The organism is Parerythrobacter aestuarii (genome assembly GCF_030140925.1).
In the GTDB taxonomy this organism is placed as follows: Bacteria; Pseudomonadota; Alphaproteobacteria; order Sphingomonadales; family Sphingomonadaceae; genus Parerythrobacter; species Parerythrobacter aestuarii.
Map to the genome: position 1 here is coordinate 1,509,571 of NZ_JARBWD010000001.1, position 15,338 is coordinate 1,524,908.

Sequence of the window (15,338 nt, forward strand, 5' to 3'; positions counted from 1 at the left end):
TTGAATGAGTTAGATCGGAGCGGTTTTGACGCCGGAGAGCGCGTGATAGATCGATCCCGGTGTCAGTTCCATCCGTTTGCTGATCATGCGCCTGATTGCGCTTGCCACTTCGGCGGGATCGTCCGGTGCGTCGGGGCCGCCCATATCTGTTCTCATCCAACCTGGATCGACGCCTATCATCCTGATGCCTTCGCGATGGAGGGCTGGCGCTGCATTTACGGTGAATGCCAATGCGTAGGCTTTCGCAGCACAATAGTGCGGGTAGGTGCCTTCCCAATGGCGAGGGAAGGCCATGTCCGAAAGGACATTTACTATCAATGATCCAGTCGTCAGAAATGGGTGTGCCGCGTGGGTTAGCGCCGCCACTGCAAAGCCGTTCACCATGCTGATTTCCACCTGAAGATCATGGTGCAATTGGAGGAATGTGGTTTCTTCAGTTTCGCTGAAGCACCCGGCATTGTTTATGAGGCATCCGATCCTGGCCCCCTTCGGCAAAGCTCTTGGGAATATCTCAAGGATGTCTTGTGGCCTGGCCAAATCGGCCTCTGCAACAATGATCTGGCCCGATGCGGTGTCTAAGATAGGCGCGAGTCTGGCGGTACTTCTGCCGATCAGGCAAAGCGGCAAACCCTCAGCAGCCATTTGCGTTGCAAGCTCGTGACCGAGCCCCCGAGTGGCACCTGTTATTACCGTGAAATCGTTGATCACTTCACCCATTGTGCGAAAGGCAATCCGTTCCTTTAGCCCAACGGCGCTCAACCACTCGTGCCGCAATTCACACAGTGGGCCGACCGTGCGACTTGGGCCGTACTAGCGCAGGGCCGAGAAAAGTGTCAATGTTAGGGGATGAGGTCTAGCTTGCGGGATTGCTTGCTGCAAATCTATGATTTGGAAGCGCAAAAGATCGTTCCCGTCAAGGCGCGCTCACTCGAGCATTCCGCGTATCGGCTCGATACACAAACCGGATCGTTCTTCCTCAAACCGCTGCCAAATTATCGATCGCAGATTGACCTGGAAGGGACGATCAGATTCCAGCAGGCGCTGTCTGAGCAAGGCTTACGAGTGGCAAAGTTCGTAGCGACGCGGAATGGCGATGTCTTGGGTGACATGCCGTTTGGCAAGGCGTCGTTGCAGTCTTGGCTAGAAGGTCGTCAAGGGCGGCCTGCATCGTGCGATGATTGTCGTGCGACACTGCTCGAACTTGATCGGCTTGATATCCTCGTTTCTTCACCCACTGCCAGGTTCGACAGTGCATTTGGCCGGAGGCGACCACTCCATCCTTGGCCTGATACGAAAGGAGATTGGAGTCGGCTCTCCAAGCACATTGTGGACATTGCCCAGCGCCACTCCGATCATTTGGGAAGGATAGCAGAAAGACTTCAGGACTCCGTAGCGATGCTCTCACATCGGATAGCCTGGCAACGATTGTCTTGTCGCTTGATCCATGGAGATCCGGGCCCGGGCAATACGATCTTTGAAGATCAGGAGGCTCATCTCATCGATTTCGATGATGCGCGGCTCGGCTATCCTCTATTTGACCAAGCCCGTGCAGTCGCGGAATACGCTGTCTTGCCGAGTGTCGGACCGAATGAACATTGCGAAGAAATCGAGATGAACTTCGTCGCGGAAATGATTGCTCGCGGGTGCGCCTTGAGAAACCCCAAGCCAGCAGAGTTGGAGGCTTGGTCGCCTGCCGTGGGATTGTCGCTCTGCTACGTTCTGATTGCCATGACCGATCTCGACTGGGAGATCTACGGACTTTCGGAACCACGACTTGTGGACGATGCAGAGGGGCTCGAGGCGCTTCTTTCACGGATCCTGGCGGCGATCTCACCGATCGTGTCCGGTTGATCTCTTTCTTGTTCCCTTTTGCATGGGGAGCGGCAGCAGTTCATTCGCTTTACCGCTCGTCAGGCCGATCGCATCCAATCCCGTGCCTCATCCATGATCTTGTTGACCGGTCTGTTGTTCGAGAGTGCGGAGCGCAATCGGGCTCCCAGAGCTGTTGCGAACTGAAGCTCTTCGAAATCCAGCCGATCGGTTCGGACATTCACATCATAACCCGTGAGTTGGTCGTGCTTGAAGGCGAGCCAGCCTTTCTCGTTGGCCTCCTTGTAGAATGCTGTCCCGGGATAGGCCGTGATCGTTGAAAGGTTAAACTCTTCCGGGCGAAGGTCGAGACGGTCAATAAACTCAAGTGTGCCGACAATATTCTCGCGGCCATCGCCGACCAACCCGATTACGAAAAGGAACTCAATGTGGATGCCGAGCTCTCTAGCCTGGTCACGGATCGCTACGACCCGGTCGAGATCGAGATTCTTCCTGGTGTTCCTTTGTTGGCTGCTGGCCTCTCCGCTTTCGATCCCAATTTCGATGCCGCGGCAATTGGCTTTACGCATATGATGCAAAAGCTCGGGCGTCAGGCGATCCAGCCTGGTTTCGCACCACCAGGGGATCGATAAACCAGCCAACAGCAATTCAGAGCAAAAGTCGCGGGTTCGGTTCATATCCATTGAAAAAACCGGATCGCGAAAGACAACGCCACCGATACCCAATGATTCGACTTGGGCAAATTCCGCTAGCAATCGATCCAGTGAAACTGCCGAGAACTTGCTGCCTTCAGCTGCTGGATAGGGGCAGTAATAACCACAGGGATAAGGGCACCCGTATCCGGCGTTCATGGTGGTGATGGTTTCTGCCTTGGAATCCAATCGCCGTAGTGGTTCGAACCGGTACGGTGAATGGTCCAAAAGGCTGCGATCAATTGGTAGCGCTAGATGGGAAGGCTGCGCGCTGCCAAGCAGAAATTCCGCAGCGTCCGCCAGGTTCCGGGGCGACACCAGCAGATCGGCGCCTGACTTTTCAAGTATGGTCCGGGTAATGTCCGGATCGGTAAGGGAGGTAACGATAATCAAGCGCTCGGCCTGTGTCCGATGCCGCAGGTTTCGAGCAAACGAGGAGTCTTCGACCAGAGTGGGCAGCGACAGGGTCACCACCAATCCATCTGGCCTTGCCGCCGGGAGCTGAGTTTCTTGAGCCTGCCAATCGAGTATCAGCGTGTCCTTGCCTGCCGCACGGAGAATGGTCCCTAGTCGGAGCAATTCCAGCGGCGGGAAGAAAATTGTCCCAGCCTGATCGGGATCGAGGACATCACCGTATCCGCCCGAATACGACCGAACCAAACGAGTGCCGAGAGTACTTGGAGCGTTGACAAGCAAATAGGTCATAGTTCTTTCTGAAAAAACCTATCGTCTTGCCTGCGAGAAATACGAGCTAAGAGCGAACTATGCTGCACGCGAACGAAGCTAACAGATCACCAGAGCGCTGCATAGCAGCGATGTCGCCCGAGCTTACGGGCATTGCAGAGCGGTTTGCTGATTTGGTCGATATGCCTCTGGCGAATGAGGCAAAGGATAGTTCGTATTCCAACGTCTGGGCGATGTTGGTTCTCGCTAAAGACTGGAGCCCCCGTGTTGCCAGGATTCTGCGGGGCGGCAATGATAGAATATCGGCCCCGGGCCTGATCCTGGCGATCGACGAAGCCGATGCGGAACGGCAAGTCGACCGATGGATTGAAGCGGCTTCACAGCCTGTGAAACCGGCCATGACGAGCCTTGAATTCCGCATATCGGAGCCGGGCGATATTCGACCTGCGGGACCAGGCCAACTCATCGCCGGGAACGCCACAAGTGGACCAGTCTTGCGCGCCTTGTTCAGCGCAGGGGCCGATGTGGTCAGGATTGCAACGCATGGCGATGGGTTGGATGCTTCGCTTGGGCAGGCGGGCCCGCTTTGCGCTTTGGCCGGAAGGCGTCCCGAAGTCTTGTCGAACTTGGAAGGTCCATTGCCAGCCTGCCTTGCGCAAGCAAGATGCTATCGTATGGATTGCGACGTCGAAGAAGCGTTGGATAGCGGACATTTGGTGTCTCCGTCCGAGGTCAATGCGCGTGTGGTGATTCTAGATACGTGCTCTGGATCGCATTTTTCGACCGCGTCGTTCGACGGTAGCCTCAGCCTTGCCATGTCGCTCCTCGCTGGCCCCAATCCCCCGGTTGTCATTACGCGATCAGGCATTTCCTTTGGTTATGCGGAAGCGGATCGCCAATTGATGGAAGACCTTAGGAAAGGTGCTACGATCGGCGAAGCGGTTGCGCGTTACAATGTTTCGAAGGAGCCGCAACGGATCGGGCGTGATTACCTGATAATCGGCAACCCGGCTGTGCGCGTCGCGAGCCCCTCAGGTGTTGTCAGCACCCACAACGCTGAGATGACCGTCAGGCTCCGGGACCCTGCGCTACCTGTGCGATCGGGTAGGGGCAAGAAAGTGCCGGTGAACTCTAGAAGCTCTTGGCTTGCTAACATTGCTGCGCGGGCTTGCGAATCTAGCGAGTTGAAGCGGCTGGACACTGCCACAAGGGCGAAACTGAAGGCACTGGCGAATACTCTTCAGCGCTCCGGGCTGCACGGCAATGGCAAGTCTGTATCCCCTGTTGCGATCGAGCGGTCCCAAGCCTCGCTAATCCGACTTGTTCCGTTACTGGGGCGCGATGCGTTGACGGATCTATGGGAAGCGCAGGCGGGCATGCATCTGCACCGCTTCGGGAAATGCGCAGCTTGCGGGGCGTTGGAAATGACTTTCCACGCGCGCATTTCCAAAGCTGAGGATCGCACTCTGGTTATATGCGAAGCCTGCGGTCTCATCGCCGACAGACCGGCGAGTTGGCCAAAATCACAGGTGCTTGCGGTCACTGGCAACGGCACCGTCGTTATACCGAAATTGCTCCGTGCTCCTGACACCGTAATGTCGCTGTATGCCTACGATATGCGCCCGGCAAAGCTATTGGAGAACAGACCATTTGCGAAGACTGTGCGCTTGCCGTTGCCGGCGGCATCCGGACCGTTCCAGATAGGCTATTGGCTTTACCGGGATGGTGCCATCGCAGTCCATTACTCCAGGGTCTATCTCGACAAGGAGACGGAAGCAGGAGGGCGCTGGGTCGTCCCCAAATGTTCTCCAACACAAGTGTGATCGCGGTTCGAAAACGCACCGCTATTGTCCCGACTATATAGAAGATAACTAACAAAAATTAGGCGAAAAGCAGCGATATCATCTGCTTGACTGACTTTGAAAAGAGTATAGCCTGAAAAAAGCGCGATTAACGTCCGTCACAGGATTGGACATGGCGAATTTGAATAAGGCCCAGGATGATTTTGTTTCTGCCTACATCAGGCAGCGGTTGGGAAATTTGCCACGAGAAGAAGTGTCGCGCCAAGGCGCTGGCCGATCACTTTTTTCCTTCAAACAACAAGAATGTATCGCTGCTGAAGAATGCGATCCGTTAGCGCGTGAATGCTCGAAGCAATTCATAATACTCTCTGTCGATGGGGCGATCATCGACCAAATGGTCCTCGCCATCAAAGACGTAGTCTCGTTGCAAGACGCCCTGAGGTTGAAGGTGGCCCAACGTGGTGGCGGCGGTTACGATTCTCAGCGCCACGAGATGAAGGATTTCCAAGTACATGTAATTTATGATCCGGAAGCTGATGACCAGGCTGTGATGGATGCGCTCACGCACTTCGCACTTGCGGACTACAGTCTTCTGAGTGGTGGTTGGTTATGTCGAGCTGCCATATTTTCGCGTGGTCGAGGTTCGTTCTGGATTTGCTTTGCTGTCCATCACATTGTTTTTGACTACTGGTCGCTAGGTCTTGTGGCCACTGGCCTGAAGCAGGCTTACGCTGACCGGCTTGCGGGGAGGGCGCATGGGCTACGCAAGTTGGCGCGGTCCTATGGAGAGTTCGCTGAATGGCAGCGAAGCCCGGAATTTTCTGATCGAGCTGCCCGTGAAATACCGGTTTGGCAGAAGCTCTACGATGGATACGAAAGGCCATCGCGTCTTTCACTCCGTGTCAATAATCCTGGTGCGTTCAGGCAGGGCCGTTTGGAAGTTCTCTTGTCTCGAGACAAGGTAACCAAGATCCGTCAACTGGCGCGTCATTGTAAGACGTCTTTCTACGCGGCCGCAATGTCGGCGTTCTTGCTCACGCTCGCCAAATTCGAAGCAGAGAAGGTTGTCCTTGTTGGTATGCCGGTGGTCGGGCGGCCGGATATTTCGTTCTACAAGACGATAGGACTGTTTGCGAACAATCTTGTCGTGCCGTTTGTGATCGACAAGACGGCTGCAGCTGAAGAATTTGTGCAGGATGTTTCGGCGCGAATAAAGTTATCAATGGCAAATCAATCCATACCGGGCAGCAAGATACAGGAGGCCGTTGGTAGTAGTTCGAGCTACCAGTTCATGTTTCTCCTTCAGGTCGCCGATGAAGTTTTACCGGAATTTCAAGACGCTGAGGCCCGGCTAGAAGCGCTGGAGGTCGGTCATAATACTGGTGCGAATTTCGGCGAACTTTGTTTGAGTCTTGTGGCCCCTGATGGATCAATGGCCGTGGATCGGGATGTATCCGGTTACATTGATTTCAATGGAGGTCTCTATCGCTCTCAAGATGTTGAAGAATTTTGGCATGCCATGGGCCAGATAGTCGACGACCTGAATGCGCGCATTGTGAAGCCGGAGCGATCCGATGCCTAGGAAGTGAGAGTCTGAAGCGCTCATGCAAATTAATGACAACAATTGCGCAGAATAAGTCGTATTGTAGAACAAATGGTTATAATTGAGGGTTGAAAACTATTTCGGAGTGAAAGTGTGAAATTCGGCGTTTTCTTCGAACTTCAGAATCCACGACCATGGTCGGAAGGCTGTGAACTCCAACTGTATCACGAAGCGCTCGACCAAGCGGAGCTGGCCGACAGGATCGGGATACAATACTGTTGGGCTCAAGAGCACCACTTTCTTGAAGAGTACTCGCATTCGACAGCACCTGAGGTTTTTCTTTCGGCGGTCAGCCAACGAACTGAAAGAATCCGGCTCGGACATGGCATCTGTCTAATGCCCCCGAAATACAATCACCCCGCTCGTATAGCGGAACGTGTATCGGCGTTGGACCTGGTCAGCCGCGGACGCGTAGAGTGGGGTACCGGGGAGTCTAGCTCGCGGATCGAGCTGGAAGGTTTCGGGGTCGATTTCGTAGAGAAACGCAGTATGTGGGCAGAGGCTCTCCGCGAGACCTGCCTGATGATGAGCTGCACACCTTATCCTGGGCACGTCGGCAAATACTTCTCAATGCCGGCCCGTAACGTCGTTCCAAAGCCTGCGCAAAAGCCACACCCACCCGTCTGGGTTGCATGCACCAATCGCGATACGATGAAGTTGGCAGCGCGCTTGGGGCTGGGGGCCCTAACTTTCGCCTTCATGGATGCATCCGAAGCGCGCTGGTGGGTCGAAGAATACTACGAGATTTTTGAGCGAGAGGTGAGACCAATAGCGCGGTCGGTAAATCCGAACATCGCGATGTTGGGAGGCCTGATGTGCAGACCAGATGGTGATGAGGCACGCCGGATGGGCTTGGAGGGGCAGCAATTCTTCAAGTACGGTTTGGCGCATTACTATCGCTTTGGGTCGCACGTTCCCGGGCTCACGAACATCTGGGAGAACTTCCAGAACGCTCCGCGGGAGCCAATGGCTGGGATTGCTGGAGTCGGCAGTCCGTCAGAGGTAACAGATGCCTTTGCCGCGCTTGAGGAAGCGGGGGTCGATCAGGTCATCCTGCTACAGCAAGCAGGAGGATACAAACACGAAGACATTATGGATTCCCTGCAACTCTTCGGAGAGGAAGTCCTACCGCAATTTCTTCGACGCGATGAGGAGGCGTCCGCTCGAAAAGCCGAGCGACTGAAAGCCCCGATCGAGCGTGCGTTGGCGAACCTTCCGGAAATTCCCGACCGTGAAATAGCGCCTGTCGATGCCTATCCATTGCTTGCGAAGAAAGAAGGGCATCGCGAGGAGATGGCACCGAAGCGTTCACTCGACAGTGTTTCCTTCTGGAAGAATCACATCGTCGGCAAGTCTCCGGTCAGCGACCAGGATTGAGGGATGCGCGGAGTCTCGCCACCTGAAAATGCAGGTCTCCCCGATCTGCTCCGTCATTGGGCAAGACACGGAGGAGACCGTCCGCTCTATCGCCACCTCGTCAATGGCGAAGATAGGGAAGAAGTATTGACCGCCGGCGAATTCCTGCGCCAGGTCAACTTGCTGTCGGACGATCTTCGGGCGCGGTATGAGCCCGGCACACGCTTGCTGCTTATGTTCCCAACCGGGCTGGAATTCTTAGTGGCGTTCTGCAGTGCGCTGTGCGCAGGAATGATTGCCGTGCCAATTCCGGCGGTGGGCCCGAACCGATTTGCGCGAGCGGTTCCCCGATTGCTCGGCATTGTTCAGGACTGTCGTCCCGGTGCGATTCTCACCACTCCCGCTCTGTCCGTCATGCGGGCAGTCGCGGCCGAGACAAGCTGGGAGCTTGCAGTCCCCGATTGGCGCTCCGTGGTGCTTGATCCTGCAGACCCGCGAACTCCAAGCGACCACTTTGCTCACAGCGCGGCCGAGGATATCGCATTCCTGCAATACACTTCTGGGTCCACGGCAGCGCCCAAAGGCGTAATCGTGACGTTTGATAACCTTCGGAACAATCAGCGTGCGATTGGTGACCTGATATCCCGAACCGATCGACCAACGCAGTCAGTAGCAGGATGGCTCCCCCATTATCATGACATGGGCCTGGCAGAGAAGATCTTCGGGCTTTTTCACGGTGTTCCAACGACGTTCTTTAGCCCAGCGCATTTTGTCCAGAAACCTGTTCGTTGGTTGGACATGCTTTCAAGGTACAAGGCGTCGACGACTTGTGCACCCAACTTCGCCTTGGAAGTGTGTGCTAAACGCATTCCTGAGGTTCGTCGCGGCGATATCGACTTGAGCGCGCTGAACTATCTGATTTTGGGTGCCGAGCCGATCGCCGCTTCTACGCTCGATCGCTTTGCTGCGACATTTCGCGACTGCGGATTCCGTTCTTCATCCTATCTCCCATCCTTCGGAATGGCTGAGACAACAGTGCTCGCCACCGGAGCGAGTCTGCGCGAGCCAGTCGTCAAGTCGATATGCAAGGAAGTGAAAATCGGCAGTTTGGTCTACCCGCCACCCAACGGAAACACGGATACCCGGCGTGTTGTCAGTTGCGGTCCGCCGCCGGAAGGTCACAGTGTTGAAATCGTAGAACCCGAATCAAAGGAAATACTCGCGGAAGGTTTTGTAGGGGAAATCTGGTATCGTGGCCCCAGCGTGGGAGCTGGATACTGGCAAAGCGAACCCTCCGCTGTCTCAGGCTTCAATGGAACATTGGCAGACGGTCGGTCGGGCTACCTGCGTACAGGAGATCTTGGTCTACTGATCGATCAGGAGCTCTTCATTGTTGGCCGGATCAAAGACGTCATAATTACAAGAGGGCGCAACATTTTCCCTCAGGACATTGAGCACTACGTTGCAGCAAGCATTGACGGAGTATCAGCGCACGGAGTTGTAGCAATTGGCAGCGCGCCGGAGGAAGCAGAGTCGGAAGCTGTCGTGATACTTGTGGAGGCGCATCGAACGCTATGCTCCACACACGATAATTATCGCCTTCATGAAATTGCCATGGAGATTCACAAAGAGATTCAATCGGAGTTCGAGATTACCGTTCAAGAGGTAGTCCTCGTGGGACCGAACCGGCTTCCAAAAACGTCGAGTGGCAAGCTGCGCAGAATGGCTTGCCATCAACAATGGAAAGAAGAGTTGTTTCCAAGGCTCGCTGACAGCCTTTTGCAGGACCAAGGGGAAGTGCGGGTATGAACGCTCCGGAAGTCGTTCGCTGGCTGAGAGAATATCTTGTCGCCAAATACCCGCTTCTCGAACGTGAGTTTGACCCGAACCTTTCGTTTGCCGCGCTCGGATTGGACTCGCAAGTCGCGCTGGAGATGCTTGGGGAACTACAAGATCGGCTGGGTCGCAACATAAGCCCGGCTCTTTTGTACGATAGCCAGTCGATCGCCGATTTCGTCGCGATGTTGTCCATGTCGCCTGACATGCCAGAGGAGCCCATAGCGTCAGCAACTCCAGATGAACCGGTAGCCATCGTGGGAATGTCCTGTCGGTTTCCCGGATGTGAAGATGGCTTAGGTTCCTTCTGGCTTTGCTTGCAGAACGGCCATGATCAGATTCGAGCTTTTTCTGAACTGGAACGGCCGGCAACGGACGTCCTGCCGCACCGGCGAGCAGGCTGGTTGGCCGACATCGACAGATTTGACGCTGACTTCTTTGCCATCCCACCGCGGGAGGCTCGAGCGCTCGATCCCCAACAGCGAATGCTGATGGAGCTGTCCTGGAACTGCTTTGAGGACGCGCTCATTGATCCCAGGAAATTGAGAGGCAGAAATGTTGGGGTTTTCCTTGGGATATCAACCAGCGAATATAGTGACCACCAACCTCGCAATGCCGATGCGTCGAGCATTACAGGGTCGGCACTCAGCATTGCAGCCAATCGTCTGTCCTATTTCTATGACTTTGGCGGGCCCAGCCTGGCAGTTGATACTGCATGCTCGTCGTCGCTGGTTGCAGTACATCTGGCATGCAATGCGATCAGGCGAGGGGAGGCAGAACTTGCCTTGGCTGCAGGTGCCAACCTCATTCTCAATGAAAAAGTCAGCCACGCTTTCGAGGCAGGCGGCCTGTTGTCTCCGACCGGGCGCTGCAATACCTTCGATGCTTCGGCGGACGGCTATGTGAGAGGTGAGGGGGCTGGTGTCGTTCTGCTCAAACCGCTGAGACAGGCGATTGCCGACGGCAACAAGATCTATTCGGTCATTCTAGGCAGTGCGATGGTTCAGGATGGTCGCACGAACGGATTGATGGCTCCAAGCGGCCGCGCGCAGCGCAAGGTGATCCGGGAAGCCTGCGCGCGAGCCGGATTGAAGCCCTCGCAACTGGATTATGTTGAAGCCCATGGTACCGGAACAAACTTGGGTGACCTTATCGAGCTGAGCTCGATGGAGGCAACGGTCGGCACGGCTCGTGGTGCTGGCAAGTGTCGAATTGGTTCGGTCAAGACCAATATCGGCCACCTCGAAGCGGCAGCAGGGATAGCGGGGCTCATAAAGACCTCGCTTTGCATGTTCCATGAGACATTGGTGCCATCTATCAACTTCCGCGAGCCCAATACGAACGCAGGGCTGTCGGAAATGGGACTTGAGGTTCAGGTTTCGCTTGAGCCCTGGCGACGAGAAAATCCTGATACCTTGGCGGGACATGGTCACGCGCAAGTCGATTCGAGGTATGCTGGTGTAAGTTCATTCGGCTTCGGTGGAACCAATGCGCATGCGGTGCTCACGTCGCCGCCTCGACGTGAAAATGCGAAGCCTGCTGCATTTCCCGCGGTCTTGCCGTTGTCAGCGAAGTCGGAAGAGTCTCTCAGCCGGCTGGCAGGTGCCTACGTTGATCTTCTGGAGCAGCCCGAGCCGCCGGTATTTTCACATCTCATCGACGCTACCAGGCGACGTCCGGCGGCGGCACCGGTTCGGGTGGCCATCAGTTTTCGCGATGAGGAGGCACTACGGCAAGAACTCAGGCAGGTTGAACAGAATCCGCATGGAAAGTCGTCTCAACCAAGTATCCAGAACAATGGGCCAGTGTTTGTCTATTCCGGGCAAGGGACGCAGTGGTCCGGCATGGGACGAGGGCTCTTCCAAGAGGATCCGATCTTTCGCAATGAGTTATTGCTGGTCGACGACCTAGTCAGGGAACACGTTCGCTGGTCATTGGTGGAGATGCTGTTCGACGAAGCGAATGCGGCGTCGCTTGCTCGCACTGAATTCGCGCAACCAGCGCTTTTCGCCATACAGTATGCGCTTTCAAAATCGCTCGGCTCTTTCAACGTAGAACCAGTGGCGACAATCGGTCACAGCGCTGGCGAGTACGCCGCGTTGGTCCAATCTGGCATCATTGAGCTCAATGAGGCTGTCGGTCTGGTCGTCGAGCGTGCATCCTTGATGGCTGATCGCGACGATGGAGCGATGTTGGCAATATCGGGCCAGTCAGAGGAAGAGCTTTCCACCATGATTGTGGAGCATGGCCTGCCAATCGACATTGCATGTCGTAACGCGCCGCGCTCATTGGTAATTTCTGGTCGACGCGACGCTGTCAAAGAGCTCGGTCGGGTGATGGCAGAACAAGGCATCGCCAGCTTGCCTGTTTCGGAAGACTATGCCTTCCACAGCCATTTGTTGTCCGATCAGGCTGATCGATTTGCTGCAATGGCCAAAAGCGTCTCGCCGCACTCAGGCAATCTCCCCTTCTATTCGAGCGTCACGGGTGGACGGCTTGAACAGCTTCAGGATTCCTATTGGCGGTCCAGCATCGTTGGCGCTGTGGAGTTCGAGAATGCTGTCGGAGCGGCTTTGGCCGATCAGCATACGCATTTCATAGAAATCGGGCCAAAGCCTGCTCTGTTGGCTCACATCAGGAAAATCGGCGAGAGCCAGCAGGTTGCGGCCCACACTTTCGCAACGTTGAAGCCGGGCAGTCCGGATACCCAACAAATTGCAACAGGATTGGCTCGGCTGTTTGAGAGCGGAGTTGACGTCCGCTGGCATCGGCGTTTCGAGACGATTGTCAACAACACTGCCATTCCCACCTACCCTTGGTCGGACATGCGCTTCTGGCAAGTACCATCACTGGGCACACAACTGCCGGGTGAAGGCCGATTTGTCCGTCAGACACTCCAGATTGCAGGCACAAATCGGCGCGTTTCGACGATACGCATTGATGGGAATCTGGGCGAAAATCTGAAAGATCACGTCATCCATGGCCGGGTTCTTCTTCCCGCAGCTGCCGTGATAGAAATTCTCCTTGAGGCTATCGAGACATCAGGTTCAAAGTCACGGCCTCAGGTCATTCTTGATGAGATTGAATTCCACACTCCTTTGGAACTGTCAGGGGAAGGAAATGACCTTCAAGTCGTTCATGAAGCCATGGGCGATGCCGTTTCTCTTGGAGTATTTGCCCGGGGCAAGGATGAGACCTGGATAAGCATCGCGACAGCGCGTGCGCTCACAACAGAATCTTCACCGCGAGAGAATGGTATCAATCCGGATTCGGTCAAGGAATTCTCCTATGAGATCATCGAAGGTGCCGACCTGTACGAACGCCTGCGGGAAGTCGGCTATGAATATGGTCACTCGTTCAGACGCCTTGACCGGGCCTGGCTCGATGGCGATTGCGCGGTGGCCAACGTAGCGACCGGGCACGCCCAATCGTTCATTTGTGACCCGATGTCGCTTGATAGCTCCTTTCATCTGGCAGGGGTCTTCGCCAGCCGTGACGGCTCTGACAAAACAATGTTTGTTCCAACGCGGGTTGGCCAACTTTCTGTTCAGCGAAAAGCCTTGGGACCGTGGACGGTTGCAATGCAGCTTACCGAGCGCACTTCTTCATCGTTCACCGTCGATTGTGAGCTGATCGACGACAAAGGTGTTTGGGCTCGCATAGAGGGACTGCGATTCAACCCGCTTGCGAACCAACCTCGAACCGATACCGGTCGTGTCGATGCTCTGGAGTTCTACAACGTAGGATGGTTGCCATGGGTGCCCAGCGCCAGGCTCCCCGATCTTGCAGGTGAATGGATTGTTCTTACCAATGACACAAAGTTGGGAAGTACCATTGCAGGTTCGTTGAAAGACCGAGGCGCCGGGAGCACGGTCGTTACCCCGTCCCCCGTTTTCGAATGTTTCGGCGATCGAAGTTTTGGAATGGACTTCGGCTCAGCCGAGGATTTGCATAAGCTGTTTTCTACGGTCACGGCCGATGGGAAGCGCATCGGCGGCGTCGTCTATTGTGGACTGCTTGATGGCAACGCCACCGCCACCGCCACCGCGATGCCGGCATGCAGCACAGGGCCGGTTTTCCTCCGGGAATTGATTCATGCTCTGATGGCGGTCGGAGCCGGTGGATCGGCGCACGTTCATATTGTTACAGAGGCTTGCCAGCCGGTTGTAGAGAAGGATGTTCGCAATCCTCGTCAAGCGGCAATATGGGGGTTTGCAAGGGCGGTCCCTTTCGAACATCCCGATCTGCGATGCACCCGCATAGATATCGGCGACAGCGCGAACGAGCGAGAGGTTGCCACCTTGTGTTCCTTGCTTGGCCTGCCCGATAACGAAGATCAATTTGCGATCCGCGGAGATCGGTCCTTTGTCGCGAGGTTGCTTGAAGGTGAGATCCAACCCAAGCAGACCGCCCTGGACCAGATGCCTGAAACGGATGGCGTGTGCCTTGTAACAGGGGCAACCGGGGCTCTTGCGATCCATGCCGCCCGGGCGGCCATAGCAGCTGGCTATCGAAATCTGGTTCTGTTGGGCGGTTCGAAGGCAGTGGATCTCGATCAGGACGCATGGATGGAACTTGGACGCCATGCGAGGATGGCAGCCCTAAAATGTGATCTACGCGATCAAGCGGCGGTTCGGACGGCAATCAAGGATATCGAGGAAACGGACGGCCGGATTGTTGCGATTGTCCACCTTGCTGGCGTGCTGGACGATGGAGCTATTGCGAAGCTGACGCCGCAGCGCATCACGAATGTAGTTACAGCGAAGGCGGATGGTCTCTGGTTCATTCTCGATGCTGTCGGAACGGACGCGCTCAAAACGGTAATGCTGTTTTCGTCGGCAGCAACCATTCTTGGTTCACCCGGTCAGGCCAGCTACATGGCAGCTAACGCAGTCTTGGATGCGACAGCGCATTTTCTTTCCGGCCGGGGGATATCGGCGACCAGCGTGAATTGGGGGCCCTGGGAAGGGCCGGGTATGGCGAGCGATATAACAGCCAGAGAAGGCAGGAATTCTCAGCTGGCGAGATCGATTAATCCAGCACAGGCCGTTGATCTCACACGAACACTGCTTGAGTCAGATGAAGTGCAGGTCGCCATTCTTCCCTTTGACGTGAAACCCTTGGTCCAATTCTATCCCAGCATGCGCGGCCTCGAGTTCTTCGAGAAGATCATGAACGACGATATGGAGGTTTTGCGTAGCGATGGGGGGCGTGAGCAATTGTACAAGCGGCCCAATCTCGACACGCCCTTCGTGGCTCCCGAGACGGAACTTGAACGCTACATCGCTGGCCTTTGGAGCAGATCGCTAGGTATGTCGGATATCGGCATAAACGACGAATTTTTCGCACTGGGTGGGGATTCAGTATTTGCCGGTCAGATCATCTCGGAGCTTGTCGCCACTTTCGATATTTCGCTGGATCTAGAGCAGGCATTCGACACCTTTACCATTTCCTCTATTTCGAAGTTGATCGAGGAAGCGATCGCAAAGAAAGCGGATGCGGTACAGGTCCATACCAATTCGGGCGCATGAGCTG

General features: G+C 55.4%; 8 protein-coding genes. 6 read left to right on the forward strand and 2 right to left on the reverse strand.

The features are described 5' to 3' along the window. Window positions 1-9 precede the first annotated feature (9 nt). Window positions 10-717 (reverse strand): SDR family NAD(P)-dependent oxidoreductase, encoded by a 708-nt coding sequence (locus QPW08_RS07425; RefSeq protein ID WP_284125092.1) that lies wholly within the window; start codon window positions 715-717, stop codon window positions 10-12. Window positions 718-870: 153 nt separating this feature from the next. Here QPW08_RS07425 and QPW08_RS07430 point away from each other — a divergent pair, with 153 nt between their 5' ends. Next, window positions 871-1,851: a phosphotransferase enzyme family protein gene (locus QPW08_RS07430; RefSeq protein ID WP_284125093.1), complete on the forward strand. Its 981-nt coding sequence runs from the start codon at window positions 871-873 to the stop codon at window positions 1,849-1,851. Between the two features lie 59 nt (window positions 1,852-1,910). Here the strand turns inward: QPW08_RS07430 and QPW08_RS07435 are convergent, their stop codons facing one another. Next, the gene (locus tag QPW08_RS07435; protein WP_284125094.1) at window positions 1,911-3,227 is read right to left on the reverse strand and encodes a radical SAM protein; all 1,317 of its coding nucleotides are present in this window, start codon (window positions 3,225-3,227) and stop codon (window positions 1,911-1,913) included. A 59-nt stretch (window positions 3,228-3,286) separates the two neighbouring features. Here QPW08_RS07435 and QPW08_RS07440 point away from each other — a divergent pair, with 59 nt between their 5' ends. From QPW08_RS07440 to QPW08_RS07460, 5 genes are all read left to right on the forward strand, one after another. Next, window positions 3,287-5,029, forward strand: a complete 1,743-nt coding sequence (locus tag QPW08_RS07440; RefSeq protein WP_284125095.1) for a hypothetical protein — start codon at window positions 3,287-3,289, stop codon at window positions 5,027-5,029. A gap of 151 nt (window positions 5,030-5,180) precedes the next feature. Beyond that, a complete protein-coding gene (locus QPW08_RS07445) occupies window positions 5,181-6,590 on the forward strand; it encodes a condensation domain-containing protein (RefSeq protein WP_284125096.1) in 1,410 nt (469 codons plus the stop codon). Window positions 6,591-6,704: 114 nt separating this feature from the next. Continuing rightward, complete coding sequence (locus QPW08_RS07450; protein ID WP_284125097.1) at window positions 6,705-7,988, forward strand: LLM class flavin-dependent oxidoreductase; 1,284 nt, start codon at window positions 6,705-6,707, stop codon at window positions 7,986-7,988. Window positions 7,989-7,991: 3 nt separating this feature from the next. Continuing rightward, entirely contained in the window at window positions 7,992-9,776 is a 1,785-nt protein-coding gene (locus tag QPW08_RS07455; protein ID WP_284125098.1) for a fatty acyl-AMP ligase, read from the forward strand. Continuing rightward, window positions 9,773-15,334, forward strand: coding sequence for a type I polyketide synthase (locus QPW08_RS07460; protein ID WP_284125099.1), 5,562 nt, complete (start codon window positions 9,773-9,775; stop codon window positions 15,332-15,334). Before QPW08_RS07455 ends, QPW08_RS07460 begins: the two co-directional genes overlap by 4 nt. The last annotated feature ends 4 nt before the right edge of the window (window positions 15,335-15,338 follow it).

Coding starts and splice junctions, on each gene's coding strand:
- QPW08_RS07460 (WP_284125099.1), top strand. CDS start 9,773: ATGAACGCTCCGGAAGTCGTTCGCTGGCTGAGAGAATATCTTGTCGCC.
- QPW08_RS07435 (WP_284125094.1), bottom strand. CDS start 3,227: ATGACCTATTTGCTTGTCAACGCTCCAAGTACTCTCGGCACTCGTTTG.
- QPW08_RS07445 (WP_284125096.1), top strand. CDS start 5,181: ATGGCGAATTTGAATAAGGCCCAGGATGATTTTGTTTCTGCCTACATC.
- QPW08_RS07440 (WP_284125095.1), top strand. CDS start 3,287: ATGCTGCACGCGAACGAAGCTAACAGATCACCAGAGCGCTGCATAGCA.
- QPW08_RS07425 (WP_284125092.1), bottom strand. CDS start 717: ATGGGTGAAGTGATCAACGATTTCACGGTAATAACAGGTGCCACTCGG.
- QPW08_RS07455 (WP_284125098.1), top strand. CDS start 7,992: ATGCGCGGAGTCTCGCCACCTGAAAATGCAGGTCTCCCCGATCTGCTC.